The sequence below is a fragment of the Streptosporangium sp. NPDC004631 genome (genome assembly GCF_053601935.1).
Genome location: NZ_JBSGCR010000039.1, coordinates 20549 through 46851, shown reverse-complemented (window position 1 = coordinate 46851; position 26303 = coordinate 20549). Strand labels below are relative to the sequence as shown.

Sequence of the window (26303 nt, the reverse complement as noted above, 5' to 3'; positions counted from 1 at the left end):
CGCCGACAACCGCACCATGTTCATGTTCTACGCCGTCGCCATGGTCCCGTTCATGATCCTGGCCATCGTGCTCGCCGCCGGACTGATCATCGGCCCCGCCGACGCCACGCTGCGGAGGCGGATCACCGGCGCCTCGGTGGTGGGCGCCTTCACGCTGCTCGCGCTCGTCAACTTCTGGTGGCTCTACCCCGTGCTCACCGCCGAGATCATCCCCTACGCGGACTGGAGCTCCCGCATGCTCTTCAAAAAAGGCTGGATCTGACCGTTGGGCATATGAGCTGCTTAGCATTGATTTCCTAGGGTAGGCGACGTGCACGATCCATTACGTCACGTTCATCGTCAGAGCAGGCCCGTATACGGCAGACTTCGAAGCATGCCTGCACCGGACGTGGCCGCGCTCCTCTCCGAGCTGGAGCGATCGGAGCCAGACTGCGCCGAGCACGCCCGGAGCGCGATCGACTGGTTGACCGGCGGCGAACCGCTGGAGACGATCACCGAGCTCAACGTGTGCGAGTTCCTCTGGTACACCCTGCCGACCAAGGTCGGCGGCGACCGTACCGCGATCGCCCGCGCGCTGGGCAGCCTGTTACGGCTGGGCGGGTTGGAACGCTACGCCGCGATCTGCCTCTCCGCCACGACCGCGCGGATCCTGCGCGTCTACACCCGCTCCGGCGAGGACGCCGGGATGGCCGCCTACCAGAGCGCGCTGAACGCCACCGGGGTGCTCCCGCCGGACGTGCCGGAGCTCCGGTGGAGCTCGATCATGGGGCCCGAAGAGCTGGGCGCGCACGGCGCCTGCTCCGCAGCCCTGGAGCTCGCCATCGTCTCGGGAGAGCTCCGCCAGGACTCACCCGAGCGGACCACGCTGACCAGGCTCTGGCTCACCACACCCCGCCCTGAGCTGGGCGGGGACAACTGGCTCCACCGGGTGCAGGGGGAGCGGCTCAACCGCTGGGTGCTCGGCCGGGGTACCGCCTGGCGGGAGCTGGCCCAGCCCTTCGAGGTGCGCCTGCACGCCCCGATCCCGGCCCCGGCCGAGGATCACCTGGAGGCGCTGCGGTGGCTGCTGCGGATAGGCCGCCGCCCTGGCGGCATCCCGCTGACCCAGCGGCACAACCTCGCCCGCTCCGTGCTCGCGGAGAGCACCTGGAGCGCCGCCGAGCTGGCGGCGGTCCGGGAGGTGGCCCAGGGGCAGATGGGCGCGCTGCGCCGCGCGGGCAGACGGCTGGTGACCACCGCGACCGGGGAGCGCCTGCTCGAAGACCCCGACCTGCTCTGGGAGACCGCGGCCGCCGCGCTGCTGGCCCCGGCGTCGGGGGAGCACGAGTTCAGGGCGTCCGCCAGGGAGGTGGCGCTGATGCTGCTGGCCGACGGCTCGCCGGCCGACCGCGACCGGGTCACCGCGGTGATCGACTGCGAGGAGTGGCAGACCTCCGAGGTCGACGCCTCACTGACCGAACTGGGACGGCGCCTGGACGCGTTCGGCCTCCGGGTGGCCGGCGGGCTCACCCCGGCGGGCCGCTCGGCCGCCCTGGCCGCCCTGCGAAACCACGCGTTGCGCCCCCGCCAGTACGTCAACCTGACCTGAGCCCGCCGGACCACCGTCGAGCCGGGGGCCGGACCCGAGGCCGACAGAAGCCCCACCATCACTTAAATCAGGATATTTCACTATCTGCTGAAGACAGATTGTTTCGTCCCATAAAGGGCAGTGCCCAGGCGTGTCCGAGCCCCTCTCCCCCAACCGTGCCGCCCCCTCCCCCGACCGCGCCGGCGCGCCGGAACCGCCTCCCACACCGGAACCGCCTCCGTCGCCGGGCGAGCCGACCCTCACCTCGGTCGGCCCCGTACCCCCGCCCGGCGCCCCGCGGACCGGCGCGCCCTCTCCCGACCTGCCCTTCGGCCCGCCGGGCCGGTCGATGCGCGGCAATCCGTTCGTGTTCGGCTTCACCGCCGCCCTCGGCGTACTCACCGCCTGGTGGCTGGTGCAGGCCGTGGTGAGCGCGAGTTCGGTGCTGATCCTCATCGTCGTCTCGCTCTTCCTGGCCATCGGCCTGAACCCCGGGGTCGAGGGTCTGCAACGACTCGGCCTCTCCCGCCTTGTCGCGATCACCGTGGTCTTCCTCGGCGTCATCGCCGTCTTCGCCGTCTTCGGCCTGGCCGTGGTGCCGCCGCTCACCGCCCAGTCGACCGACTTCGTGGAGAGGATCCCGCAGTACGTCCAGGAGCTGCAGAACAACCCGCTGATCCGCGACCTGGATCAGCGTTTCCAGCTCCTGGAGAAGCTCCAGCGGTATGTGACAAGCGGCGACTTCGGCACCCAGATGTTCGGCGGCGTACTCGGCTTCGGCCAGGTGCTGATCGGGGCGGTCTTCAACGCGCTGACCGTGCTGGTGCTGACGCTCTACTTCCTGGGCTCGCTGAACTCACTCAAGAAGATGACCTATCGCCTCATCCCCCGGTCCCGCAGGACCCGGGCCGGCCTGCTCGGCGACCAGATCATCGACAGCATCGGCGGCTACGTCGCGGGAAACCTGATCGTCTCGCTGATCGCCGGAGTGACGACCTTCTTCTTCCTGGTCCTGATGGAGGTCCCCTACGCCCTGGCCCTCGCCCTGATCGTGGCCCTGACCGACCTGATCCCCATGGTCGGTGCCTTCATCGGCGCCGGAGCCGCCTCCATCGTCGGATTCTTCGTCTCCCCCACCGTCGGCATCGTCTGTGTGATCTTCTTCACCGTCTATCAGCAGATCGAGAACTACTGGATCGCGCCGAGCGTGATGAAGAGCTCGGTGGACGTCCCGCCGCTCGCCACGATCGTCGGCGCCCTGCTCGGCGGCGCCCTGCTGGGCGTGGTGGGCGCCCTGCTGGGCATCCCGCTGGTCGCCGCGGTCCTGCTCATCGTCCGCGAGGTGGTCATGCCCCGCCAGGAACGGGCCTGACCCGCGGACGGATCAGGACGACCGGCACGTCGAGCGGCCTCGGGCCCACCGGCGCGAGACCGGCTGCGCCGCGGCGCGTTCCGCGCTCAGCTTGACGGGCTGTGCGCCTCCCCGGCCCGGGGAGACTCGTCTCCGGTCGCCGGGCCGGGATGTACCGCCACGGTGAGCAGAACGACGGAGTCGTCGATCGCGGTCAGGTTGTGTCGCTCCGACGGTATGACGAGGTAGTCACCGGCCGCCCCCTCCCAGGTGTCGTGGCCGGTCGCGAGGCGTACGCGTCCGTGTAGCACCTGCAGGGTGGCCTCGCCGGGGCTCTCGTGATCGTCAAGACCCCGTCCGGCGGCGAGTGCGAGCAGCGTCTGACGCAAGGAGTGCCGGTGTCCGCCGTAAACAGTGTGGGCGCTGCGTCCGCTCCTGGCCTGTCGCGCTGTGGTCAGGTGCTCGTTCGCCAGGGAACCCAGGGAGATCGACTGCATGGTGGTGCCTTTCGGTGTCGGTCGGTTCATCGAAATTCCTTGAGTGTGGAGACCCCGCCCTCAGCCGCGGGGAGGAGGTCAAGCCGCCAGCAGCAGGATGCCGGTGGCGAGCAGGGCCGCGACCTTGGCGATCTCGAAGGCGACGTAAGCGTGGTGGCCCCTTGATCGTGGAACGTCCTCCCCGGCGAGGACGCGGTCGGAGCGCCGGGTCAGTCGCGGCCGGACCGCGCCGAGTTGCACCGCCAGGACCGCGACCGCGACGACGGCGGCGACCACGGTCCCGACCGGCACTCCGCCAACGGTGATCATGATGATGAGCACCACGGCGAGAACGGCTTCGACGCCATTGAGGGCACGGAAGACCAACCGGCCGATCCCGAGCCCGATGCGCAGGTCCACTCCGGGCGCGCGGAATTTCAACGGTGTCTCCAGGAACGAGACGGCCAGTACCATCCCGAGCCACACGAACGTCACACCTACGGCAACGGCCGACGCGGAAGTCATCTCCAGGTCCTCTCTCTCCGGACGGTCTCTCCACAGGCCTGCCGGCCCGCGTGACCGGTCATCCTGTGCCGCCCGCTGCCGTGAGGTGCGCGAGGCACAGATCGGGCTCGGCGAACGGGTCGAGCCGGCCCACCGTCACCCGCGCGCCGAGCGCTGTCATCGCCCCCTGCATGAGCCCGAGGTGCAGCGGGCAGATCACCTGGGCCCGGGTGGCGACCAGCTCAAGGAACGGGCAGTGCCGCAACCCGATCTGCCTGTGATCACCATCGGCCGATCGTTCCTCGGGTGCGAAACCGAGGTCGTCGAGCAGGCTCACCAGCCTGCGCACCGCCTGCTCCCGGGTGAGGGCGACCGGCGGAGCCGACTGATCGATCAAGAGGCCGCCCCATACCCGGCCGGCCTCGGTCGCCCTGGTGGCGGGTTCCGGGTCGGCGGCCAGACCGCCGGCCAGGATCTCGGCCAGCAGGCGGTAGTTGCGCGGCCCGCCACGGTCCATTCCCGGCCTCGCCCGGAACAGCAGCGGTGGCCGGCCGGGGCCGGCCGACGCGGTGTGCACCCGCTCGACCTGGCCCGTGTCGGCCAGGGCGTCGAGATGGAACCGCACCGTGTTGGGATGGACCCCGAGCCGCTCGGCGATGTCGGCCACCCCGAGGGGTGTCTCGGATCGGCGAAGCATCGTCACGATGAGCCGCCGGCGGCCGGTCGCCGGCGCAGTGGGATGTTCGGCAGCCCGTGCCGACGTCGCGCCGCCCGGGACGTCGTCGCTTCCACGGGGTTTCCGCCGCCGCTCGGCCACGGCCGGCTCACGCCCCCTGCGGCGGCAGGGCCGCGACCATCGCCGTGTCGGCACTCAGCGCACCCAGTTTGGCCGCACCGCCGGGCGACCCCAGAGGCGTGTCCCGGCCGGGGAGGGTCTCGGTGAAGAAGCGCTCGTTGTCGGCCAGATAGGCACCCAGCGCGACCGGGAGATCGTCCTCGTAGTAGATCGCCTCGACCGGACAGACCGGCTCGCAGGCACCGCAGTCCACGCACTCGTCCGGGTGGATGTACAGGCTCCGCCCGCCCTCGTAGATGCAGTCGACCGGGCACTCCTCCACACACGCCCGGTCCTTGACGTCCACGCAGGGAAGCCCGATCACGTATGTCATGGCTTGAGTTTATACAAAAATGACTTGTATAAATAGAGCCGACGAGAGGAACGCCATGCCCGACCAGGAGCTCGACGTACGGCCGCTGCGCAAGCCCGACAAGCACCCCCGGATCTTCCAGGAGTTCGACGGCCTCGCCGTCGGCGAGTCCTTCGTGCTGGTCAACAACCACGATCCGAAACACCTGCGACAGGAGTTCGAACTCGACCATCCGGGCGACCACCGCTGGGACTACCTCGACAAGGGGCCCGGCGTCTGGCGGATCCGGATCGGCAAACTCGCCTCCACCCCGTTGCCGCGGGTCCTCACCGACGCCCACGCCGTCGCCGCCGGCCCCCACGCCTCCGACGCGGCGGGGGCGGTGTGGAAACTCCAGATGAGCAGGCGCGACCTCGACTCCAACATCGTCCACCTGCGGCCCGGCACCACCGTCGAGACGCACGCGGGGCCCGCCCTCGACGTCCTTCTCCTCGTGCTCAGCGGAGACGGCCGGCTGGACACCGAACTGGACACGCTTCCCCTGCACCCCGGAGCGCTCGTCTGGCTTCCCCGGCTCTCCCAACGCCGCTTCACCACCGGGGCGAGCGGCCTGACCTACCTCACCGTCCACCAACGACGCCGGTCCCTGGTCCTCGACATCGCCGACCGGCCCTGAACCGGCGGCGAACAGCACACCGCGTTCCGGCTGGAGGTCCCCGCCCGTTACAACGGACCGCCAGGGGCCGAGGCACCGCGCAGGTTTCCGGACAGCGGGGACCTCGATGACTCCTCCATGGCCGACTGGATCGAGGAACTCGGCGCCATCCCCAGGGTGAGGACATCGGAGGCAGAAGCCATCTCACTCGGCGAGACGGAGCGAGCGCCGTTCCGGGAGTTTCGCAAAGTTCAAAATATGATCATGATTGGTATGTAAGGTGACGGTTCTGCCTGGTCACGCCAGCGAATCGAGAGCGTGCCGGCCGCAGGTGGAAGTCTCGTTTAAGTCAGTTCTTCCTTCCCAAGGAGCAAACCATCTTGTGGTGAACTTAAGCTATGACTGAAACTGGCACCGGACCCTTCGAGCTGTACGCCGGTGCTCACGGGAAGGTGATGGCGGTGAGACTGTCAGACGGATCTCTTCCCGCGGTCGACTTCCTCAAGAGCCTGCCCTTGCCCGCTCAGGCCACCTTCAAGGCGCTGTTCGCACGGCAACTTGATCATGACGTCCTGCTCGCCAAAGAGCGCTTCCGAATGTTGGCGACCGACACCAAAGATCCGCGAGTGTACGAGTGGAAGGTTCACAGCCCTCGCGCTTGGCGGCTGTACGGCATCAGGGATGGCAGCATCTGGTACGCCACTCACGGCAGCGCGAAAGCAGGCGAGACACGGGGTGTTCCACGAGAAGTGGGTCGGGCACGAAAGATCTTCGGAGAAGGGAGTGACGATGAGCTGGTTTGACGACACACCCGAGACCCGCCGACTGTTCGCCGAGGAGGAACTCCTCCTCGCAGCCACAGAGCTGGTCGCGGAAGCCATCGAAACACGAGGCATCACCCGGCAGGAACTGGCCCGACGCCTGGATGTGCGCCCCTCTGAGATCACACAGCGTCTCGCCGGCGCACGCAACCTCACCCTGCGAACACTGGCCGGAATGATGGACGCCCTCGGCTTCAAGGTCGTGCTCGGCCGCTGCGACCACAACGCTCCCCCGGAGGCGGTTCGTTCCCTGTCCCTGCAGATGCAGGAGGAGAAGGTTTGCGAACCCGAGGTCCGCTACACCTCAACGGGCGCAAGACTTCATGTGGTCAGGCAGGCGAGCACAGCGGCATGACTCCCGAAGAGATCGCGACTGCCGCAACACGGGTGGAAGCCCAGCTGGGGCTCTCCAACATCCGCCTCGAACGATCAAACTCAGAAGTGGGCCTACCGCTCAAAGCCGGTCAGCTGACCGTACAGATGGGCATTGAAGTCACACCTGAGCAGACAGCCGAAAGCATCGCCATGCGAGTGGCGTACACCGTCGTCGCCAACCGCCTGTCCAGGGGCGGCAAGGAAGACCTCTGCTGGAAGGTGGAGGTGACATACGTCGTCGATTACAAGACTCCCGCAGAGGTGTCCTTCTCCCGCGAAGAGCTGGACATGCTCGGCGCGGTCTCATCCACACTCACAGTCCACCCATACGCGCGCGCCTTTGTGCACATGATGACCACGCAGATGGGTTACCCGTCGTTCGGCCTTCAGCCGCTGACGGCACACGAACTGGCTGAACTGTCGACCAGCGAAACGCCGGCGGACGTGTAAACATCCACTCGACGGGAGCCCCTCGCCCGATCAGGCGGGGGCTTTGCCACACGGAAACCGAGCGACCGATCACCGTCGGCGCCAAAATCGCCACCACCGACGTCCCATCCCAGACACCCGGCGCAGCTGCACCACATCCGCGCCCCGGTGGGTGGCCACAGCGATCAGGAGTGCCCCGGCGACCGCTACCTGTTCCCATCCCCCAGCGGGCACTACCAGCGGAGCGGCCGGCAGCTGATGACGTCTCCCCCAGGCGAACGGCCGCACCTGGTGAGCCGGTCGCCGATCCGGAAGGGTCTCGCCCCGCACAGGCTGAGGCACGGGCATCAGACGTGGATGGACGACGTGGGGGTCAAGAAGGCCCCGAAGGTCAAGCGGATGGGGCATGAGGACCCGAGCATGCAGGGCCGTTACGGTCACGTAGCCACGTTCCGGGATCGGGCGGCTGCGCCTCCAGCCTGGTCATGTCGACCGCCACGACGCCGCGGACGCACGGGTCAACCGGCGAGACATCACGTCGATCATCGCCCAATACACCCGCGATTCGGAAGCGGTCGGCAGGTGATCGTAGTCGCGGACCAGGCGCCGATGGAGCATCAAGGTGCCGTAGGTCTGCTCGACGATCCCCGTGTCGGCCGGGGGACGAATCCCTTGCCCGCGCGATCGCGTTCGACAATCTCCACATCGATCTCCAGACCGGCCCCGGTTCGGGGATTCACCGACGTGGCCGACGCGATCGTCGCGATCGCCGGCAGCGCGGAGCCGCCGCTGCGCCTGGCCGTCGGAGCCGACGCGATCGACGGCGTCCGGGCCGCGCTCGAATCCCGGCCGAGCTGGAGAAGTCAGCCCAGCGTGGCCGCCTTGCGCAGCAGCACTGAGCGTTCGCGCTGGTTGGCGCAGAGCCGGGCCGCCAGCTCCAGCTCGGCGCGCGCTTCCGGTCGCCGTCCGAGCCGGGCCAGCAGCTCACCGCGTACGGTCGGAACCAGATGCGAACCGGGGAGCCGGTCCGAGGCGATCAGCTCGTCCACGATGGCCAGGGCTTGCGCCGGGCCCGAGGCCATGGCAACGGCGACGGCCCGGTTGAGCTCGACCACCGGCGAGGGCGCGACCCGGCCGAGCGCCTCGTAGAGCACCACGATCCGGTCCCAGTCGGTCGCCTCGACCGAGGGCGCCGACGCGTGGGAGGCGGCGATCGCGGCCTGCAGGCCGTAGGGGCCGAGGCCGCGAGTCGATGCCCTGGCCAGCGCGGCCAGCCCACGGCGAATCGCCGAGAAGTCCCACCGCCGCCGGTCCTGCTCGTCGAGCAGGACCGGCGAACCGTCCGGACCGGTCCGGGCCGGGAAACGCGCGGCCGTCAGCTCGCACAACGCCAGCAGGCCGTGCACCTCCGGCTCGTCCGGCTGCAGCGCGGCCAGCGTGCGGGCCAGCCGGATCGCCTCGTACGCGACGTCGGGGCGCAGCAGCCGGTCGCCCGACGTGGCCGTCGCCCCTTCGGTGAAGATCACGTAGAGGACGCTGAGCACGCCGCCCAGCCGCTCCCGGCGCTCGGCGGCCGGCGGCAGCTCGAACGGCACCCCGGCCGCCGCGATCGTCTTCTTGCCCCGGGTGATGCGAGCCTGCACGGTCGGCACGGGTACGAGGAACGCGCGAGCGATCTCCTCGCTGGACAGGCCGCCGACCACGCGCAGGGTCAGCGCCACCCGGGCCTCGGGGGAGAGCACCGGGTGGCAGCTGACGAACATCAGCGCCAGCACGTCGTCGTCGATCTTGTCGGGATCGATTTCCTCGTCAACCGCCAAGTCGGCCGCCAGCAGGGCGTATCGGTCCTGGAGGGCGGTCCGGCGGCGGATCGCGTCGATCGCCCGCCGCCGGGCCGTGGCCATCAGCCAGCCGGCCGGATTGGCCGGAGAGGCGAGCGGCCACGACACCAGCGCCTCGGCCACCGCCTCCTGGGCCGCGTCCTCGGCCAGCCCGAAATCGCCGGTGAACCGGGTCAGCGCGGCGACGATCCGCGCCGACTCGATCCGCCAGACGGCCTCGACGTCGGCCGTACCCATCAGATCCGGCCGTTGCTCTCGCGCCCGGCCCAGTCCTTGATGATCACTCGTCGACCTGCGGGACCTCGTCGCTCCCGGGCACCCGCCGGACCTCGATCTTGGACCCGGGGGTCGCCGGGACCCGCTTGGCCCACTCGACCGCCTCCTGTTTCGAGGCGACGTCGAGCAGGAAGAAGCCCCCGAACAGTTCCTTGGTCTCGCCGTACGGCCCGTCCGTGACCACCGGGGCCTCGCCGCTGAAGTCAACCACGACGCCCTGGCCCGGATCGTCCAGCCCCTCCGCCGCGAGGAGAACGCCGGCCTTGACCATCTCCTCGATGAACTGGCGGGTCGTGGCCATCGCCTCGTCGATCGAAGCCATCATGGCCGCGTTCGACTCGTCGGTGCCCCGCATGATCAGTATGTACTTCGGCATCGCGTTCTCCTCATCCGGCGGGGCCGCCTCTCGACCCTCGCACCCACACGTCGAACGAGCGGCCCGCGGATCGACACGGCCCCGGAGAAATCTCTCGCCGCGACGCGGCCGATCCCTCCGACCCGCGTTTCGCCCGTCAGACCGGCCCCTGAGCGATGGCTGACGCGGACGCCCTGCTGATCAGAAAGCTTAACGTCGCAGCTTTGGAGGGCGGCATCGTGATGGGCGGACTCGGAAGCGAGGAACTGATGGACTACCGGCTCGCCAGGGGTCCCCGCTCCGGCGAGCCCGGCGTCGGAGGGGCTGTCGGGCCGAAAACGTGGTGGCGCACGCACTGCAACATCTGGCGCATCTTCTGCACAGCGATCCCGTGGTGAAGGCCGCCGAGGCGGAGTCCATGGACGTCACCTCGTGCAGGTACAGCACGGTGAGGACGCCCACGCCGCTGTGCACCGACACCATACTCATACCGGACAAGATGATCTTCTTCATGTACGGTTCGCGGAGCAGTTCCAGCCGCACGCGGGACGTGGTCGGCATTGGGCGCCGGTCAGGTGGGCGGCGGTAGAAGGCCATGAAGGCGACGGCGCCTGACAGTGCGACGAGCGCGCCGGCCACGAGCGTCGACCGCCGGCCGAAGGCCGTTGCCAGTGAGGGAAGTGCGAGGGCGGCGAGGACGCCCCCGAGCGGGAGCCCCGCCTGGCGGATACCCATGGCCAAGCCACGCTGCGAGGCGTCGAACCAGGACGCCACCGATTTACTGCCGCCCGGCTGAATGGTGCTGTACCCCGCACCGACGATCAGCAGAACGACGAGCAAGGAGACGTACCCCGGGGCCGAGCTGCCGGCGGCCAGCGCGACGGCGACCACAAGAGCACCGATCCCGACGACCCAGCGTTCGTCGTGGCGGTCCAGCAGTCGTCCCGCCACGAGTAGTCCGGCGAGAGGAGTAGCTGAGCCGCCGACAGCAGCAGGCCCAGTTGGGTCGTGTTCAGCTCCAGGTCTTGTCGCAGGTGGACACTCATCGCGCCGATGCCCTGGACGAAAAACGCGGCCGCGGCCTGAGTGAAAGTCGCGACCCCCAGAATGACCCAGCGGTACTGCGATGTCCTCACGGCTTCCAGCACAACAAGGGGTCGGGGTGGTCGGAGAAGCCGAGCTGCCGGTAGAGCGGTTCCGCCTCGTGGGAGGCGGTGAGGTCGACCCGCACGGCGTTGCGGTCACGGAACCAATCGAGCAGACCGAGCATGATCGCCCGGCTGTGCCCACGCCGCCGGTACGACGGGTCGGTGACCATGCCGATGACGTGGCCGATCCTCCCGTTGCGGGAGTGGGGGCCGGGGAACCACTGTTCGATCGTGCCGATGCCGCAGGCGGCCAGGCCGGTGTCGCCATCCACGACCAGGATCCGGCAGTCGGGTTCGGCCAGCTTCTGCTTGAAAACCCATGCGAGCGCGTCGCGCCAGTCGTCACCGGCGTTCGCGGGGTTGAAGAAGTCGCCGAGGTCGTCGAAGAGCAGTGCCCGGAGACGGACGAGCTCCGGAATGTCGTGCTCTGTTGCTGTCCGCGTCATGACGTACAGGCTGATGTAATGAGCTTGTGCACCTCAACCCTTACGGCGCGGACGTGGTGAACTTCGCCGCGGAACTGGCGAACCACCCACCGGCGAGCGCCGATGAGCTCGCCGGCCGCTGCCGCACGGCCGGTCTGGTACTGGAACGCCCCGTCGAACCGTCGGATCTCGACCAGGCCCTCGCCGTCATCGACGTCTGGACGAAGGTCGTCGACACCACGGGCGAGCGCGCGAAGGCCGAGTTGGTCAACGAGATGCTGGCCCGGTCGGCCGCCTACCCCCGGCTGACCGACCACGCTCATGGTTGGCACCTGCACTACCGCGACGACCTGCAGCCGCTCGGCGCGGTGCTGTTCGCGCTGATCTCCGTGGGCACGGCGATGCACTTCGTCAGCCGGGGCATGGACCGGCTCGGACGGTGTGCCGCCGCCGGTTGCGAGACGATCTTCGCGGACACCTCACGCACCGCACGGCAGCGTTACTGCTCCCAGCCGTGCGCCAACCGGGATGCGGTACGCCGCCACCGCGCCCGTCGGTCCACGCCCCCCACCTGACCGCCCGGCAGGCGACGGTAGCCGGCGTCGACAGGGTGGCCAGGCCGCGTCGGCTCAGCTTCCGCGCGGCGAGTTCACCGGGGAGGGTGGCGGCGATCGCCTGGACGACGGCGGCGGCCGGGTGCCCGGCCAGGTCCGCGTGGGGCCAGGCCTGCGGGTTGTCGGTCAGACCCCGGGGCGCGGTGGAGCGGGCTCGTCCGCCGACCGTCGGCGTTACCGGTGAAGGTGGTCGATCGCCAGGTCCGCGAGCCGTGGGTCGACCTCGGGAAACGAGCCGTCGCCGAACAGGATCCGCGCCGCCAAGGCACGACCGGCACGACCGCGCAGCACGGTCACCGCCGCCTCTGCCGCAGCAGGGGATCGGATGCCGGCGAACACGCGGCGCAGCAACAGTCGGCCTCGAAACCGGGTCCGCAACGCGTTCCCGTCGTACCGGCTCAGCATCCGCTGGTCGCCAGTACGCAGGTACCCGGCGGTGACCGCCGCGGCCAGTTCGGACATACGTAAGCAAGGGTCCAACCCACCGGCCGTCAGCGGTGACACCGCGCCCGCCGCGTCTCCGACGAGCAGACCGGCGGGGCACGCCAGCCGTCGCAGCACACCGCCGACCGGAATCGGACCACCTCGGCGCTCGACCGGCCCGGTCGGCGGTGTACCGCCGGGCGCATCCGCGACGAAGGCGTCCAGCAGGTGGCGGATGCCGGCGCGCATCGCGTTCGGATATCCCGCGACACCAACATGCGCGTGCCGGCCGTCGTCGATGACCCATCCCAGGTACCCCGGAGCGATCCGGGGATCCAGCACGCAGTGGAACGCCGGGGTGGTCGTGCCCGACGCGATCGGGTGGACGATCTCGGCACCGACGAGGAAGCGCCGGTTGACATCAAGGCCGAGATCACGGGCCACTCGGGAGCGGGCACCGTCCGCGCCGACGATGAACCGGGCCGCCACCGGTTCCGCACCCTCGAACCGCACAGAACCCATCGACGCGTCGACATACCGTACGCCCAGGAAGACCCGTGCCCCGGCCGACTCCGCCGCGCGGTGCGCGTGCTCGTAGACGGCCGCCATGTCGGCCACGCGGTACTCGTCCCGGTCGCTGGTGAGCCGGATCGGTGCCCGCCTCGACGGCGGATACAGCAGCACGTCCCGGACGCCTGGCCCGAGCAGGTGATCCGGCACGTCGAAGTCATCGAGGGTGCGGCGCACGAAGATCCCTGTCGTGCGGATGCCCGTCGACAGCGACCTGCGACGGTCGACCACCATCACGTTCAGTTCCCGTCGCGCGAGCAGGCGGGCTGTGCGCAGGCCGGCCAGGCCCGCACCCACGACCAGTACATCCACTGTCTGCATACCTTGCGACGGTAGGGGCGGTGCCCCATCCGTACGATGGTTTGCACGCTACCTGCCCCATACCTCCACACCGTCGCCACACTCAAGACCGTGGATTGCCCCTCTGCCGAGAGACGGCTGCAGAACCGGCGTCATGCTCCTCCCTGGGGCGCGAGAGGGGTTGCGAAGATCGCTTCCCGTGTCCAAGAAGATCGCTTCCTGCTAAGCCTCTAGTCGCAGCAGGGCAGCGTCTGAACGCTCAGGCCGTAGGTGGCCAACGTTCCGTCCCCGGAGGAGAGAACTGGCGCTTCCATTTCGGTGGGTCATAGGCTCACGGCAGGACGCTTATGTACACCATGTTGTCCATTGGCAGCCCCGTGGCTGCAACCTGCTCGCATAGGTCGCCGCTCATGTGCGTCTGTTTGAGCTGCTCCACGGTAACGAGGACAGAAGGCCATCTGGCCGACTCCAGCCAGATTTCAGGCGACTCCCTGCGCGATACGGACCAGCCGCTCTGGTTCAGCCGTTGCTCGGCTGCGGCGAGTATGTCGTCCTTCACCTTGCCGTCGAAGGAGATCACGAGGTCGTTCGTTTCGACGTACGTGTTCTCCCACTCGTGGAGCATACTGGCGTCTTCGCCGACAACTCGGCCGACGGTTCGTAACTCCGAGAGCACGGCCGGGTCTACGCGCCGCACATCGGGCCCGAAGAAGAAGTACAGCGCGGCCCATCCCAGGCCAACCACCAAGAGGACAGCACCCAGCGGAACCACGAGCGGGGCCACGACGCTCTTCAGGCAGTTGTTTACGCGCGACAGCGCCATGCTACCTGCACCTCCTCAACGCGCTTGAACGCCGTCGCGACACCGGCGGCGCGGGAGCCGGGGCCCTTGGTGACTCGCCGGCGAAGCCTGAGCCGGCGAGGAAGTTCCACGACAACACCGTGAGGTCTCTCCCGGAGGAGCGCGCCGCCGAGATCGCGGCCCGAACGCCCGCCCTTCCTGACGCTCAGAGCGTCGAGGGTCTCACCTCACTGCTGACCTCGGCGGGGGAGCGCTGAGGTCGAGACAGTCACCGCTCCCGGACTGCGTAGGTCAGGTGGGTCACCCGCTGCGTCGGCTCCGCGCGGACCGGCTCCAGGGCCACACGGTCCGCGTCCACGCCCTCGAACAGGCGGATTCCGGAGCCGAACAACACGGGTGAGAGCGCGATCGAGAACTCGTCGATCAGGCCGGCGTTCACGTACTCCAGGATCGTCGCGCCGCCGCCCGCGATACGGACGTCTCGGTCGCCGACGGCCTCGCGGGCCTGGTCGAGCGCGGTCTCGACGCCGTCGTTGACGAAGTGGAAGGTGGTCCCACCCGGCCGCTCCCAGGGGGCACGCTTCTCGTGCGTCACGACGAAGACCGGCGTGTGGAACGGCGCCTCCTCCGGCCACGCCTGCTCGCCGGCGTCGAACATGCGCCTGCCCATCACGCTCGCGCCGGTGCGCTCGAACGTCTCCCGCGCGATGTCGTTGTCGCGCCCCTCCTCGCCGCCCTCGCCGAGCTTCAGGTTCTCCCGGAAGAACCGCTGCGGGAATATCCACTGCTGCAGTTCCATCCACTGCGCCGCCCAGCGCTGGAGCTGCTGGTCGTCCTGCCGCTCAGGCGAGATGAACCCCTCCAGCGACTCCGGCGCGATGAAGCCGTCCAGCGACATGGACACGCTGAAGAACACCTTTCCGGCCATCAGTCCTCAACTCCCTTCCGAACGATCTCGGTGACGTAGGCAGCCAGGTTGCTCAGGGTCTGCCGGCCGCCCTCGATCGCGTGGTACTTCTCGACCGCCTCGTCGTGCAGCTCCTTGGTGGGGAACACCGTGCGCATCTCGATCCGGGTCGCCGCGCCGTCGGGCGCGAACGTGAGGACCGACTCGAAGGCGTTCGGGTCGCCGCGGGACTCACCGTGCAGCAGCGCGATCCGCTCCGGCGGGGCGATCTCGGTCCAGGAGATCCACTCCTGGTAGTCCGTCCCGTCCGGTCCGTGCATCACGAAGTCCCACTCCCCGCCGACGCGGAACTCGAACGCCCGCGTGGTGGTGGTGAACCCCTCCGGTCCCCACCATCGCGACAGGTGCCGGACTTCGGTGAACGCCTCGAACACCAGCTCCCGTGGGGCACTGATGACCCGGGAGATCACGATCTCGCGGTTGGCCGTCGCTGACTGCGCCGGCGTGTCCCGTCCCGTTTCCGCCATCGGTCACTCCTCCTGCCTTGCCTGCTTGAGGTCCTGCACGTACGCGTCCAGCCGGTCGAAGCTCTCGTTCCAGAACCGCTCGAACCCGCCGGTCCACTCGTGGACCGGTCGCAGCCCGCGGGCGTCAAGGCCGTACAGACGCTGCTTGCCTGCCCTGCGGTCCCGCACCAGCCCGACCTCCCGGAGCACCCGCAGGTGTTTGGACGCCCCCGGCTGGGTCATCCCCAGCTCCTGGGCCAACTCGGTCACCGGCCGCTCACCCGCCCGCAGCAGCACCAGGATCTCCCGGCGCTGCGGCTCGGCGATCGCGTTGAAAACGTCCGACGTCGTCGCTGCTCGTGCCATGGGCGCCATCATATGCCCATATCGGCATGCGTCAAGCTGGAGGAATCAGGCGGGTCTTGTCAGATGACGATCGTGACCCTTGTCAGCGGCTGCGGAAACGCATATCCGGAGACGGCACGCGCGACGGCGACGACCACTAGAACGGAAGTCACTGGAGCCGGGCCTTTCGATCTTGTGGAGATGAAGGGATTCGAACCTCTGACCCCTTCGATGCGAACCCCGGTGGGGCGCGCCGGGCCTGCTCGCCGGATGCCGTCAGGTGTCGTCAGGTACCACGCCAATGCCGTCTGGTGATCTCGGCCACGTCCACGTGTCAGCGGGTCCGCTGACTTTTCGCTGACTCTCATCAGCCCTCCTCGGGCCAGTTCCGCCTGTCGGTCACGGAGCTTCCATGCCGGGGCAGTTCGATAGCCTGCCGCTGTGGATCACATGGAGCGTGTCGCCGGGGCAGTCGTCGGTTCGGCAGTGGGTGACGCGCTGGGCGCGCCTTTCGAGTTCGGTCCAGCGGGCGCGTTCTCCGCCCGCTTCCCGGCACCTGGTGCCGGAGTCGAGATGTGCGGGGGCGGTGGCTGGGACGCCGGGGAGGCCACCGACGACACTCAGATGGCCGTCCACGTGGCCGAGTCTCTGCTGGAGCACGGCGGCCTGGACCTGCCCGACGTTTTTACCCGCTTCCAACGCTGGGCGGCCGACGACCCCAAGGACATCGGCCTGCAGACCCGGGACGTTCTCACCCGCGGCCTGCCCTGGGACCAGGCCGCCACCGCTCATTACCGCGCCGGCCACCGCGCCGCCGGAAACGGCTCACTGATGCGGGCCACCCCTTCCGCGGTCTACTTTGCCGCCCACGGGCGACAGGCCACCATGGACGCCGCCCGTCGCATCTCCGCTCTCACCCACGGCGACCCCGCAGCCGGAGAAGGAACGGCGATCTTTCACGATCTGGTGCGCCTCGCCCTGAGCAGCGCGGACCCCCTGGGGGAGCTCTCGCAGACCCTCGCCGCCGTTCACCCCGGCCACCGCGAGCGATACGCCACCATACTGGCCCCTGACTGGCATCCCGGTCAGGCCACCGAGGTCAACGGCGCCGTCTGGCCCTGCCTCGGCTCCGCCGTATGGGCCCTGCGCACCACCCATAGCTACGAGGACGCAATCCGTACCGCGATCGACCTGGGTGGCGACACCGACACCGTCGCCGCGATCACCGGCGGCCTGGCCGGCGCCTTCTACGGACTGACCGCGATCCCGGCCCGCTGGACGGAACCGCTCCATGTCCCCCTTCCCGGAGGCGGCGGCCGGATCCTGCACCTTCCACATCTGCTTGACCTCGCTCACGCGCTGGTAGAGCGGCATTGATCAGTGACGACTCCGAACGACGGACGGTGACTCAGAAGACCAAAGGACCGCCTCTGATTATCGAGGGGTCCCTCCGCCAGTGCCCACACACCAGTCATCGAAAAAGGCCGCCTCTACCGCCCTCTCGCGGATCGGACATGACCCCGGCCCGTGGCGGCCGGTGACGAACGGCCGGCCCCGGACGGCTCAGCCTCGCCAGGCCCACCCCCGACCTGTTCACTCTTCCCGGCGGCGAGGCCGGCCTGTCCGCCGCCGCAATCAGCCGTCGCACTCACCATGGGAGGACACCAGATGACCAGCCGTAACTCCGTTGCGGACAGCGAAGTCCGGGACCCCTTCGACACGTTGCACCGCGCATTGTGGATCGGCGGTGGCCAGTGGGCCGGAAAGTCGACCGTGGCCCGGCTCTTGGCCGTCCGATACCGCATCACCGTCTATCACTATGACTACCACGACGCCCGCGGTCACAACGATCGCCGGATCGCCCGTCGCGTCGACCTCGGCGAGCCGGCCACCGAGCCCAACCCGGACAAGGTATGGGTCCACACCACCCCAGAAGAGATGGCCGCCACGACCCTGGCCGGTTTCCCGGCCCGGTTCGAGTGGGCCCTGGACGACCTGCGCGCGCTCGTCTCAGGCCACCCGATCATCGCCGAAGGCTGGGGACTCCGCCCCGAACTCGTCGCGCCCATCATCAACTCACCGCGCCGGATGGTCGTCATGGTGCCCACGCCAGAGTTCCGCCAGCACCAGCTCCAAGAATTACCGCGCGCCGCCTCGCTCGGGCACCGCGTCAGCGATCCGGCCCGCGCACAGGCCAACCGCCTCACCCGGGATCGCCTCGTCGCGGAGGACGCCGTCCACACCGCCCACCAGCTCGGCATCCGCGTGATCGAAGTCGACGGTTCCCTCGACGCCGCTGCGATCGCGGGGATCGTCGCCGACCATTTCAGCCCCTACCTCCCAGAGCAAGATCGCAAGTCCTGACCAACGGAGGAATTCAGAGGGTTTCAATACCCGGCGTCACCACTACATGCCTCGCGCGACCGCGATAGCAGGGCTCGCGCGGTGTCCGCTGACTCCGTCTCCCACATCTCTCCCAAAGGCGGCTACCAGGGGGGCGAGGAACGGGCGGGCGGAGAAGGACATTGAGCAGAAAATCAAGCTCTGAACAGCGAAAAGGCCCGGCTCCATGTTCTGGAGTCGGGCCTTTCGTCTGGTGGAGATGAGGGGATTCGAACCCCTGACCCCTTCGATGCGAACCCCGGTGGGACGTACCGCTTCCGATCATCGGATGCCATCCGGTGTCGTCAGGTGCTGCGGGAATGACGTCCGTTGATCTCGACTGCGCTCCCGTGCCAGCAGGTCCGCTGACTTTTCGCTGACTTCCTACAACGTTTCCAACCTGCTGGCGATCCCTCCGCCACTCCAGCAACCGCACACACGCTCAACCCATGGCCTGGCACAGCGATGAGCGAGCTCTTTCGATCGTGGCGGTACTGGTCAGGATGATTGCGTTCAATGAATAAGCTATACAGCTATTGGCCAGATCCGGATCGCATGCTCACTCTCGATAAATTCGAGCTCGCGTTCCTCAGAATCGCTCAAGACTAGTACGTCGTAGATCTCGCCCACAGGAAGCTCTCGTATTGTCTCCGCCAGATCATGTCCGCGCAGCAAATCGCCATCGGCATAAACGAGGAGCAAGTCCACATCTGATGGGAACGCTTTGCCTCCAGTCGATGATCCGAATAGATAGAGTTCAATGTCGCCAAGTTCAGCGACATGCTCCTCAATGCCGCTTAGGAGGCGTGTAAGTACGGAGTTGATCTCCGTCATAATTCAGTGCTCCCATCAGTTCGCTGATCTTATAGATCGGCACCCGTGCATCACGAGCGTGTGAATAAGCGGCCGTTGTTGCTCTCCCATTGGGGTTCGCATTCAGAATGATGTCTGCATCCGGGTGTCGACTGATAGCACGCACAGTTGCTTCTTCGCTAAATTCATACTCGTATTCGATGGCAATGACGACATCGCTAAGTGAACCTTCTCGTCGAAGACGCAGGGAACTCTCGCAGATCATGTCACACTTGACGATCCGAGAATGCTGCTCCAAGCGCTCGCGGTTGTAGCTGACATTCTTATCCAAGAATGGGCGCAGATCCGCCTCATGCATGAATGTGTATAGCTCTTTGACGGTGAGAATAGTTGAACCTTTTGCCATGGCGAGTTCCCGAGCGTCCCAGTCATAGTGACCAGACTTAGAAATAAGAACAATCGCCGTGGGAAGTACCTCAGCTAGCACCGCTTCGACGATAAGCTTGTCGATCCGACGATCACCCAATGGTGCCACGGTGATCGGAGAGACCTTCTTCCGCTCAATTCTGACCAGTCCGTCAGTCGAAATCGTGGCATTGGTCACCTCTGAATGTTTACTAAGCGTTGAGGCGAACCAGCTTGATCGAAAATCAGGACTCGTCATACTCATCCTCGACAAATAGGTTCTCTGTGGCTACCGGGAAGCGGCGAGCCGGAGCTGTAACAGGTTGACCTCGATGCTTCTCCCCGAGGTCACGCGTATGTAACCGCAATAGCTCGGCGGTCTCCCGATCTTCAACGGTTGTGATTCGTTCGTTGATGCGCACTATTGCAACAATGAGCTCGTTCCCCGGCACGATGTCTTCGAGAACATGCCGACTCCATCTCTCCACTTCTTCGGTAGAGGGAATCGATCCGTCATCGACGTCCGGCCCATAGTTGCGAAATATCAGGCGGTTCCGTTCGAGAACTTCCTTCACTGCGCGACGTGCATCCATCCTCGTCTGGAAAACTGGTGTGCCGCCAACCAGCGCGACCGCAGCCGCGCGCGAGGCCTTTTTCGACAACAAAACCTCAGCAGGAAAGTTGTCCGGCAGCTTGTCAACCTGCGTATGACATGTTGGGCACAGCATGACAATATTTGCTGGGTCGCTTCGGTCTTCTTCAGATAGCGTCTGATCTGCACGAGGTCCCAAGTCCGAGTGCGCAACCACATGGGCCCGTTCCGCGATCGAGACCGATCGAGAACTGTCGACTATGTCCACAAAGAGACGAACACTGCAAAGTAGGCACGTACCAGCAGACTCCGCGAACAGTCGACGGTCCTGGTCCTGAGTAAGTTTCGGACGACCGTTGTTACAAGCCAACCCAGCCCCACTTTCGTCGCCTGTCGACATCGTACTGCCGAAAGCGGATGGAAGCCGCCTAACGCTGTGACAGCTGTTCTCTCTCGGGCATGTGTGCTGTGAGAACTTCTCTACAAACTTAAAGCGGCCCTGACCGGGCCGCATGCGACGCCGACTCGTCGTGGGCCGGGCTCATCACGGTGACGGTTGATGAGCTTGAACTGCGCCAGCTCATCGAAGCACTCCCGCCGCGTGATCTCGAAGGGCGAGAACTCCTCCAGGTCGAAATCCGCGTACATCAGGGCCCCGTACTCGTCCTCATCATGCTCATCGTCGTAAGCGAGGACCACACCGTTGGCGTACACGATGACCTGCTGATGCGCGGTGCCGGCGTCATCGATGTCGCGGCCGAGATCAACGGGCAGATCTCGATCAAGCCATATCCCAAGTCCAGGGCCGGACGACGAGATCCCGCTGCCCGGCTTCGCGCTCGACCTCCTCACAGCACACCGGAAAGCCTTCCCGGTCGGTCCGCCCGGCGAGGTCTTCACCGTCCGGAGCGGCAACCTGATGAGCCGCCACACCTTCCGTGTCCGAGTCTGGCGACCCTCGCTCGTACGTGCCGGCTTCCTCGGCTCCGTCACGCCGGCAGGAGACGGGTTCCTCGGCACCTGGACAAGCAAGGTCGGTGCGGAGCAGAGCAAGCACTTCACGACCAGAGGAGGCCGTCGCCTATATCGCCCAGCACGCCGGGGAAGGGCTGCGCTTCCACGACCTCCGACACTGCTACGCCACCTGGCTCGTCTCCAGCGGCGTGCCGGTCAACGACGTCGCCGGGCTCATCGGCCACGAGCAGATTTCGACCACGCTCAACCGCTACACGCACGCCTCACGCGACCGTAACAGCAGGGCTCGCGCGGCGTTCGCTGACTTTTCGCTGACTCCGGCCCCAAACCCGCGTCCCAAGCCGGACACCGAGCAGGAGCGAACGAAAGACACCCAGTAGCCGAACAGCCCCTCTAAGCAGCGCAAAGGCCCGTCCGATCATGGCGCATCCCGGACGGGCCTTGCTGTCTCTGGTGGTGATGAGGGGATTCGAACCCTTGACCCCTTCGATACGAAGCCAAGTCACCAGGTCCGGGACCGTGGCCGACGTCGCCTGACGTCGGGGAAACAGTCCCCGGTAGTCCATGGTCGTCCGGCCTCGTCCGTGGCCGTTGTCACTCAGTTGGTCACTCAGTCCAGAGAACATGGCCGTACCTCGAACGGCCCGAACCGCCAGTTAGGCGGGGTAGTGTTCCTTCCCCTCTCCCGGCTTCGCGCTCAGTCCTTCGCCGGCCAGCTCTCCTTGTCGGCCACGAAGCTTCCGCGCTGCGGCAGGGTGATCACCCACCCCTCCTCGCGGAGCATGGCCACGGCCTGGCGAGCGGTGTCACGAGCAATGCCGTGATCCCGGACCATCTCCGACTCGGACGGTATCCGGTCGCGAGGCTGTAGCCCGCTGCTCTTGATCCGCTCCCGGATGATCGCCGCCACCTGCTGGTAGATCGGTGTCGGATCGAACCTGTCCACTTCCACGAGGGCGACGTTACGCACGTTGCCCACGCTGCTCATATGGGCAACGTAGTAGACGAGGTAGACAAGATAGACGTAGGGTCAGCTCATGACTCGGGCTTACCACGGCATTCGCGTGGGGCCACTCGCCGCTGATCACGAAAAGCTCGTCTGGCAGGTCTCGATCGCCTGGTCGGACCACGTGCGCGTGCGCGAGCACACCTGCATATGCCAGGCCCAGAGCTACGAGCTTTGCGCCTCCGGCGGCCTGATGTTCATCCGCCGTATCACGACAAGATCAGGCAAAACCGTCGTCCACGAGACAGAACGCTGGCTCAGCAAACGTGCCGTGGAATTTTCGGTAGCTCGGTTCTCCGACAGGCCGCCCGCCCCCTGATCACCTCGTGCGCCGTCGACCCACCGCGGAGCGGCAGCGGGCCGGGGACGGAGGGGCAAGCTCGGCCTCGCGTGTACATCAGCCGGCCGCCGTTCCTCGATCATTGGATGCCATCCCGCACGGCCGGGCTTGCCCCGGAGGAGCCGGTCTGCTGGGCTTGCCTGGGTCGACGGTGTGCGAGGTGATCAGCCCCAACCACCCCACAACCTGGGCTCTTGCTCGGCGATCACCTCGGGGCCGGAGTGCCCCCGCCGGAGGCATGCCTTGACCTCCGCTGTCTGCGTCGCTGTACGGCTGTCGTGTCGCCGTTCCCTGTCCGGCCTGCTGGTCTTCTTCCCCGTCTCTGCCTGGCGTCCGATGTGCGGTGGGCCGGTCGGGCGGGACCGGCCCGAAGAGGCCGCACGCCCGCCCGGTTCCGGCCCGACCGCCCGCCGCCCACCGGGCGGCGGCTTGATGACGTAGGGAAGGTTTGAACCACGCTCTCCCAGAGTCGGGGCTACCGGCTCGCCCTGACCACCGCGGCGAGCTCCTGCATGCTCCTGGTCACCGCTTCCGCTCCTGCCTGAACAAGGCGCGTCTCCTTGCCCGGCTTGTTGGCGTAGGCGATGCTGCGGGCTCCCGCATTGGCCGCGGCCTGCATGTCGAAGTCGGAGTCTCCGATCAGGACGACCTCTTCCGGCCGTGCGTTGACCAGCTCACAGGCTTGGAGCACCAATCGAGGGTCCGGCTTCATCTCGGCCGGGTTGCCGATCGGGCGGCCGACGACTCCGGCGACTCGCTCCTTCAGCTCGACCAGATCAAGAAACGCCTCGATCGCTCGCTCGGAGTTGTTGCTCACGATCACTACGGGACGGCTCGTCTCGGCACAGGCTTCGAGTAGATCGCGCACTCCTGGTGTGATCTCGGCGCAGTTCACCGCCTCGACTTCGTAGCCCATGAACAGGGTCTCCATCTTGTCGACCAGGTCCGGCGCGAAGACCGCCGTACGGCGTAGCACCTTGAGCGGGTCGTCCAAGGCCACAGCCTCCGGCGGGACTTCCACACCCTCGTCCTGGAGCAGCTGCTTGAGTCGGGCCGCGACCACAGGTGCCGGCAACCCGGCGAAGACGTCGCACACCGGGCCGTCGAAGTCGAGCAAGATGGCGCGGGACTCCCGAAGGATCTCCGCCAGTGTCCCGGCGGTCACACCTCGACCTCACGGCTGATCGTCGACCACATGCTCTCGAACCACAGGCGGGTCTGGGCGACGTACTGCGACTGCATCGACGATGCGTCCTCGGTCACCTGGTAGTGGAACAGCACCGCGTCCTTGCCCATGACGTCGTACAGCTCGTGCTTCTCGCCCTTGATCCGGACCGTGTGCTTGACCACCGGGTAGAAGCCGAAGAACACCTGTTCCCGGTTGATCACGTAGAACTTGAACGACGGGGTCGTCTGGTGCACGCGGATCTCGACGGAGGCGGACTTCACCAGTCCGAGGTCTGCCAGCTCGTGAACGGCATCCGCGATGGCCTGGGTGCTGCGCTGCTGGATGCGGTGGGCTCGTTCCCGGATCACCGGATCGTCACTGAGGTCTTCGGCCCGGCACGGCAGGGACATCGGGTGGTCCATGTCCGGGACCAAGATCCGAATGGCGATGGATTCGGGCGTGAGCCGTCCGAGGCGGATCTTGTCCAAGGGCTCCTGGAGCATGCCCTGTAGCGTCTCCCCGGAGAAGCCCGCGAAGTCGATGGCCACGTTGGTCGCCTCGAAAGCGCGCTCGATGTGCGGTCGGAGCTCCACCGGGCGCTCGGTGCGCTCCCGGACGAACACGCCGCTCCCCTGGCGCGACACGATCAGGCCCTCATCCCGGAGGAGTCGGATCGCCTGTTGCACGGTCATGCGCGCCACGCCGTACTGCTTGGCGAGTTCGGCTCCTGAGGGCAGCTTCTCCCCCGGCTCGAACTTCTTCGTCAGGATCGCCGCACGCAGGGCGTTCGCCACCTGCTGGTAGGGCGGGCGCGGGTCGTCAGGGTCGAGACTCATCACGCAAATCAGTCTAGTTCTCCTAGGTCGCCTAGGCCAGTTGTTCCGAGTTACTTGACATGGCTAGGCAACCTGGCCAACATTGAGCCATGGCCGACATGGCTAGGCAGGTTAGGCAACTTCAAGGAGTGATCATCATGCGTAACATCCCCGTCGACCTCTCGGCCCTGGCGTTCATCGTCGCGGGTGAGCCTGAGCCCAAGATCGTGGATCGCGCCACGGGTGAGGTGAAGAAGGACGCGGAGGGGCGGGAGCTCTACACGATCCCGCTGCTCCCCAAGCCGAACGACGACCGGCGCAACCCGGTGATCGTGGTGACGTTCCCCAGTGCGACGTTCCCGCAGATCCCCGAGGGTGTCTCGGTCGTTCCGGTCGGACTGGCCGCCTTCTTCTGGTCGATGAACGGCCGTTCGGGGCTCGGCTTCCGAGCCGAGACGATCCGCCCGGCCAACCTCAAGGCCGCCTGACCGGCGGACGTGATGCCCCTGGAGCGGGCTCGCCTGGCAGCACCGCCCGCTCCGGGGCCTTCCTCTCGCCTTACGAAAGGACTGCTCCATTATGTTCGAGCGTCTGCTCTGGCTGGCCGTGTTCGTCATCGCCGCCGTCATCTCGCTCCGGTGCTGGCGCACCTGGCACCGGCGCTCCTACTGGTACGTGGTCGGCTACCCGCTCACCGCGATCATCGTCCGCGCGACCTGGCGCAAGGTCGCCCTCGGGTGCGGGCTCACCAAGAAGCGCCAGCGGTTCTGGTTCACCACTGTCCCCGGTCTGATCTCCTCCACGGGCACGGTCCGGGTCAAGCGCAAGTTCCAACGGGTAGCGGTGGATACCAAGCCGTGGATGGGACTTCCCCTGCCTACCCGGCACGGCTGGCGGGTCACCGTCCACACCCTGGAAGGTCAGATTCCCGCCGACTACAGCGCGGTGGCCGAACGGCTGGCGCACTCGTGGGGTGTGCACGCGGTCCGTGTCTCCTCACCCCGGCCGGGACGGGTGGTGCTGGCCGTTACCATCCACGATCCCCTCATTCGCATCGACGACCTGCCACCGTCACCCGGCCTGCTCAAGGTCACGGTAGGGCGTCTGGAGACCGGTCATCCGTGGGTGATCGACTTCCGTACCGTCCCGCACTGGCTGAACGCCGGGGCCACCCAATCCGGCAAGTCCAACCTCGCCAATGCCCTGATCGTCGGCCTGGCCCCGCAACCGGTCGCACTGGTCGGCTTCGACCTCAAGGGCGGGGTGGAGTTCACCCCGTACAGCCCGCGCCTGTCTGCCCTGGCCACCACGCGGGCCGAATGCGCGGCTCTGCTGGATGGCCTGGTGGAACTGATGATCACCCGTATGGAGACATGCAAGGAGGCCGGAGCACGCAACATATGGCAGCTCGACGACCACGAGCGGCCGATACCCATCGTGGTCCTGGTCGACGAGTTGGCAGAGCTGTACCTGATGGCCGACAAGGCTGAGAAAGACGAGATCGCCCGCACGTCCACAGCCCTGCTCCGTGTCGCCCAGCTCGGGCGGGCCTTCGGGATCTACCTCTTCTGCTGCGGCCAGCGCATCGGCTCCGACCTCGGTCCCGGCGTCACCGCGCTCCGTGCCCAGTGCTCCGGGCGCATCTGTCACCGGGTCAACGACCCCGAGACCGCGACCATGACCCTTGGCGACCTCGACCCCGCCGCGCTCGTGTCGGCACGGGCGATCCCCTCGGAAACCCCCGGCGTCGCGATCGTCGCGTCCCAGGACGGCCAGTGGTACCGGGCGCGCTCCTTCTACGTCTCCGAGGACACCGCCGAGTACGCCGCGCACAGTCACGCCCACCTGACTCCGGCCTGGGCCGACGTCATGGCCTCCCACGTCGGCGACACCGTCCCCGACCTGCACGCGGCCTGACCTGGTCTCCCCTCCCGGCTCGGCGTGAGCCCCGATCACGCCACGTCCTTAC

Annotated in this window: 32 protein-coding genes and 2 pseudogenes; 14 read left to right on the top strand and 20 right to left on the bottom strand. The window is 67.2% G+C overall.

What is annotated here, in order from left to right:
- From ACWEF2_RS28505 to ACWEF2_RS28495, 3 genes and pseudogenes are all read left to right on the top strand, one after another.
- Window positions 1-262 (top strand): annotated as a pseudogene (locus tag ACWEF2_RS28505) (phospholipid carrier-dependent glycosyltransferase); the annotation flags it as partial.
- A 111-nt stretch (window positions 263-373) separates the two neighbouring features.
- The gene (locus tag ACWEF2_RS28500; RefSeq protein ID WP_355600267.1) at window positions 374-1588 is read left to right on the top strand and encodes a hypothetical protein; all 1215 of its coding nucleotides are present in this window, start codon (window positions 374-376) and stop codon (window positions 1586-1588) included.
- Between the two features lie 130 nt (window positions 1589-1718).
- Complete coding sequence (locus tag ACWEF2_RS28495; protein ID WP_453819410.1) at window positions 1719-2939, top strand: AI-2E family transporter; 1221 nt, start codon at window positions 1719-1721, stop codon at window positions 2937-2939.
- A gap of 86 nt (window positions 2940-3025) precedes the next feature.
- Here ACWEF2_RS28495 and ACWEF2_RS28490 read toward each other — a convergent pair whose 3' ends face one another.
- From ACWEF2_RS28490 to fdxA, 4 genes are all read right to left on the bottom strand, one after another.
- Window positions 3026-3445 carry a cupin domain-containing protein gene (locus tag ACWEF2_RS28490; protein WP_453819409.1) on the bottom strand — a complete coding sequence of 140 codons (420 nt, stop codon included), beginning with the start codon at window positions 3443-3445 and terminating at the stop codon, window positions 3026-3028.
- A gap of 48 nt (window positions 3446-3493) precedes the next feature.
- Window positions 3494-3919 carry a hypothetical protein gene (locus ACWEF2_RS28485; RefSeq protein ID WP_453819408.1) on the bottom strand — a complete coding sequence of 142 codons (426 nt, stop codon included), beginning with the start codon at window positions 3917-3919 and terminating at the stop codon, window positions 3494-3496.
- Window positions 3920-3977: 58 nt separating this feature from the next.
- Window positions 3978-4604, bottom strand: coding sequence for a helix-turn-helix transcriptional regulator (locus ACWEF2_RS28480; RefSeq protein ID WP_453819411.1), 627 nt, complete (start codon window positions 4602-4604; stop codon window positions 3978-3980).
- A gap of 118 nt (window positions 4605-4722) precedes the next feature.
- On the bottom strand, window positions 4723-5067 hold the full coding sequence (gene fdxA, locus ACWEF2_RS28475) for a ferredoxin (RefSeq protein ID WP_355600262.1): 345 nt from the start codon (window positions 5065-5067) through the stop codon (window positions 4723-4725).
- 55 nt (window positions 5068-5122) lie between these two features.
- Between fdxA and ACWEF2_RS28470 the strand changes: the two genes are divergently transcribed.
- The 4 genes from ACWEF2_RS28470 to ACWEF2_RS28455 all read left to right on the top strand — a co-directional run bounded on the left by ACWEF2_RS28470 (window position 5123) and on the right by ACWEF2_RS28455 (window position 7347).
- On the top strand, window positions 5123-5722 hold the full coding sequence (locus tag ACWEF2_RS28470; RefSeq protein ID WP_453819407.1) for a DUF2249 domain-containing protein: 600 nt from the start codon (window positions 5123-5125) through the stop codon (window positions 5720-5722).
- A 440-nt stretch (window positions 5723-6162) separates the two neighbouring features.
- Window positions 6163-6504: a hypothetical protein gene (locus ACWEF2_RS28465; RefSeq protein WP_453819406.1), complete on the top strand. Its 342-nt coding sequence runs from the start codon at window positions 6163-6165 to the stop codon at window positions 6502-6504.
- Entirely contained in the window at window positions 6491-6877 is a 387-nt protein-coding gene (locus ACWEF2_RS28460) for a helix-turn-helix domain-containing protein (RefSeq protein WP_453819405.1), read from the top strand. The genes ACWEF2_RS28465 and ACWEF2_RS28460 overlap by 14 nt, the downstream gene beginning before the upstream one ends.
- Window positions 6874-7347 (top strand): hypothetical protein, encoded by a 474-nt coding sequence (locus ACWEF2_RS28455; RefSeq protein WP_453819404.1) that lies wholly within the window; start codon window positions 6874-6876, stop codon window positions 7345-7347. The genes ACWEF2_RS28460 and ACWEF2_RS28455 overlap by 4 nt, the downstream gene beginning before the upstream one ends.
- Window positions 7348-8189: 842 nt before the next feature.
- Here ACWEF2_RS28455 and ACWEF2_RS28450 read toward each other — a convergent pair.
- From ACWEF2_RS28450 to ACWEF2_RS28435, 4 genes and pseudogenes are all read right to left on the bottom strand, one after another.
- Window positions 8190-9404, bottom strand: a complete 1215-nt coding sequence (locus tag ACWEF2_RS28450) for an RNA polymerase sigma factor (protein WP_453819403.1) — start codon at window positions 9402-9404, stop codon at window positions 8190-8192.
- Window positions 9404-9819, bottom strand: a pseudogene (locus ACWEF2_RS28445) (YciI family protein). Before ACWEF2_RS28445 ends, ACWEF2_RS28450 begins: the two are co-directional and overlap by 1 nt.
- A 189-nt stretch (window positions 9820-10008) precedes the next feature.
- Window positions 10009-10749, bottom strand: a complete 741-nt coding sequence (locus ACWEF2_RS28440; RefSeq protein WP_453819402.1) for an MFS transporter — start codon at window positions 10747-10749, stop codon at window positions 10009-10011.
- 181 nt (window positions 10750-10930) lie between these two features.
- Window positions 10931-11392: a GNAT family N-acetyltransferase gene (locus tag ACWEF2_RS28435; protein WP_453819401.1), complete on the bottom strand. Its 462-nt coding sequence runs from the start codon at window positions 11390-11392 to the stop codon at window positions 10931-10933.
- Between the two features lie 26 nt (window positions 11393-11418).
- On the opposite strand from ACWEF2_RS28435, the gene ACWEF2_RS28430 reads away from it, so the two are divergent.
- Window positions 11419-11946, top strand: coding sequence for a CGNR zinc finger domain-containing protein (locus tag ACWEF2_RS28430; RefSeq protein WP_453819400.1), 528 nt, complete (start codon window positions 11419-11421; stop codon window positions 11944-11946).
- 213 nt (window positions 11947-12159) lie between these two features.
- Here the strand turns inward: ACWEF2_RS28430 and ACWEF2_RS28425 are convergent, their stop codons facing one another.
- The 5 genes from ACWEF2_RS28425 to ACWEF2_RS28405 all read right to left on the bottom strand — a co-directional run bounded on the left by ACWEF2_RS28425 (window position 12160) and on the right by ACWEF2_RS28405 (window position 15859).
- A complete protein-coding gene (locus ACWEF2_RS28425; protein WP_453819399.1) occupies window positions 12160-13299 on the bottom strand; it encodes an FAD-dependent oxidoreductase in 1140 nt (379 codons plus the stop codon).
- Window positions 13300-13609: 310 nt separating this feature from the next.
- Window positions 13610-14101 (bottom strand): hypothetical protein, encoded by a 492-nt coding sequence (locus ACWEF2_RS28420; RefSeq protein WP_453819398.1) that lies wholly within the window; start codon window positions 14099-14101, stop codon window positions 13610-13612.
- Window positions 14102-14348: 247 nt separating this feature from the next.
- A complete protein-coding gene (locus ACWEF2_RS28415) occupies window positions 14349-15008 on the bottom strand; it encodes a dihydrofolate reductase family protein (RefSeq protein ID WP_453819397.1) in 660 nt (219 codons plus the stop codon).
- Window positions 15008-15514, bottom strand: a complete 507-nt coding sequence (locus ACWEF2_RS28410) for an SRPBCC family protein (RefSeq protein WP_453819396.1) — start codon at window positions 15512-15514, stop codon at window positions 15008-15010. Before ACWEF2_RS28410 ends, ACWEF2_RS28415 begins: the two co-directional genes overlap by 1 nt.
- A 3-nt stretch (window positions 15515-15517) precedes the next feature.
- Window positions 15518-15859, bottom strand: a complete 342-nt coding sequence (locus tag ACWEF2_RS28405) for an ArsR/SmtB family transcription factor (RefSeq protein ID WP_453819395.1) — start codon at window positions 15857-15859, stop codon at window positions 15518-15520.
- Between the two features lie 429 nt (window positions 15860-16288).
- Here ACWEF2_RS28405 and ACWEF2_RS28400 point away from each other — a divergent pair, with 429 nt between their 5' ends.
- Complete coding sequence (locus tag ACWEF2_RS28400; RefSeq protein WP_453819394.1) at window positions 16289-17215, top strand: ADP-ribosylglycohydrolase family protein; 927 nt, start codon at window positions 16289-16291, stop codon at window positions 17213-17215.
- Window positions 17216-17506: 291 nt separating this feature from the next.
- On the top strand, window positions 17507-18202 hold the full coding sequence (locus ACWEF2_RS28395) for a hypothetical protein (RefSeq protein WP_453819393.1): 696 nt from the start codon (window positions 17507-17509) through the stop codon (window positions 18200-18202).
- Between the two features lie 543 nt (window positions 18203-18745).
- Here ACWEF2_RS28395 and ACWEF2_RS28390 read toward each other — a convergent pair.
- From ACWEF2_RS28390 to ACWEF2_RS28375, 4 genes are all read right to left on the bottom strand, one after another.
- A complete protein-coding gene (locus ACWEF2_RS28390) occupies window positions 18746-19054 on the bottom strand; it encodes a nucleotidyltransferase domain-containing protein (RefSeq protein WP_453819392.1) in 309 nt (102 codons plus the stop codon).
- Window positions 19008-19637 (bottom strand): hypothetical protein, encoded by a 630-nt coding sequence (locus ACWEF2_RS28385; protein ID WP_453819391.1) that lies wholly within the window; start codon window positions 19635-19637, stop codon window positions 19008-19010. The genes ACWEF2_RS28390 and ACWEF2_RS28385 overlap by 47 nt, the downstream gene beginning before the upstream one ends.
- A gap of 46 nt (window positions 19638-19683) precedes the next feature.
- Window positions 19684-20298, bottom strand: a complete 615-nt coding sequence (locus ACWEF2_RS28380) for a hypothetical protein (protein WP_453819390.1) — start codon at window positions 20296-20298, stop codon at window positions 19684-19686.
- Window positions 20299-20510: 212 nt separating this feature from the next.
- Entirely contained in the window at window positions 20511-20963 is a 453-nt protein-coding gene (locus tag ACWEF2_RS28375) for a hypothetical protein (protein ID WP_453819389.1), read from the bottom strand.
- A 104-nt stretch (window positions 20964-21067) separates the two neighbouring features.
- On the opposite strand from ACWEF2_RS28375, the gene ACWEF2_RS28370 reads away from it, so the two are divergent.
- Window positions 21068-21385: a tyrosine-type recombinase/integrase gene (locus ACWEF2_RS28370; RefSeq protein ID WP_453819388.1), complete on the top strand. Its 318-nt coding sequence runs from the start codon at window positions 21068-21070 to the stop codon at window positions 21383-21385.
- Between the two features lie 317 nt (window positions 21386-21702).
- On the opposite strand, the gene ACWEF2_RS28365 is transcribed toward ACWEF2_RS28370, so the two are convergent.
- Window positions 21703-21993, bottom strand: a complete 291-nt coding sequence (locus ACWEF2_RS28365; protein WP_453819387.1) for a GntR family transcriptional regulator — start codon at window positions 21991-21993, stop codon at window positions 21703-21705.
- Between the two features lie 49 nt (window positions 21994-22042).
- Here ACWEF2_RS28365 and ACWEF2_RS28360 point away from each other — a divergent pair, with 49 nt between their 5' ends.
- Window positions 22043-22330, top strand: coding sequence for a hypothetical protein (locus ACWEF2_RS28360; RefSeq protein ID WP_453819386.1), 288 nt, complete (start codon window positions 22043-22045; stop codon window positions 22328-22330).
- 496 nt (window positions 22331-22826) lie between these two features.
- Here the strand turns inward: ACWEF2_RS28360 and ACWEF2_RS28355 are convergent, their stop codons facing one another.
- Window positions 22827-23516, bottom strand: a complete 690-nt coding sequence (locus ACWEF2_RS28355) for an HAD family hydrolase (RefSeq protein ID WP_453819385.1) — start codon at window positions 23514-23516, stop codon at window positions 22827-22829.
- Window positions 23513-24355: a GntR family transcriptional regulator gene (locus ACWEF2_RS28350; RefSeq protein ID WP_453819384.1), complete on the bottom strand. Its 843-nt coding sequence runs from the start codon at window positions 24353-24355 to the stop codon at window positions 23513-23515. The genes ACWEF2_RS28355 and ACWEF2_RS28350 overlap by 4 nt, the downstream gene beginning before the upstream one ends.
- A 137-nt stretch (window positions 24356-24492) precedes the next feature.
- Here ACWEF2_RS28350 and ACWEF2_RS28345 point away from each other — a divergent pair, with 137 nt between their 5' ends.
- Together ACWEF2_RS28345 and ACWEF2_RS28340 are read left to right on the top strand one after the other, a co-directional pair.
- Complete coding sequence (locus ACWEF2_RS28345; protein ID WP_453819383.1) at window positions 24493-24822, top strand: SCO3933 family regulatory protein; 330 nt, start codon at window positions 24493-24495, stop codon at window positions 24820-24822.
- 91 nt (window positions 24823-24913) lie between these two features.
- Window positions 24914-26251, top strand: a complete 1338-nt coding sequence (locus tag ACWEF2_RS28340; protein ID WP_453819382.1) for an FtsK/SpoIIIE domain-containing protein — start codon at window positions 24914-24916, stop codon at window positions 26249-26251.
- Window positions 26252-26303: the final 52 nt, after the last annotated feature.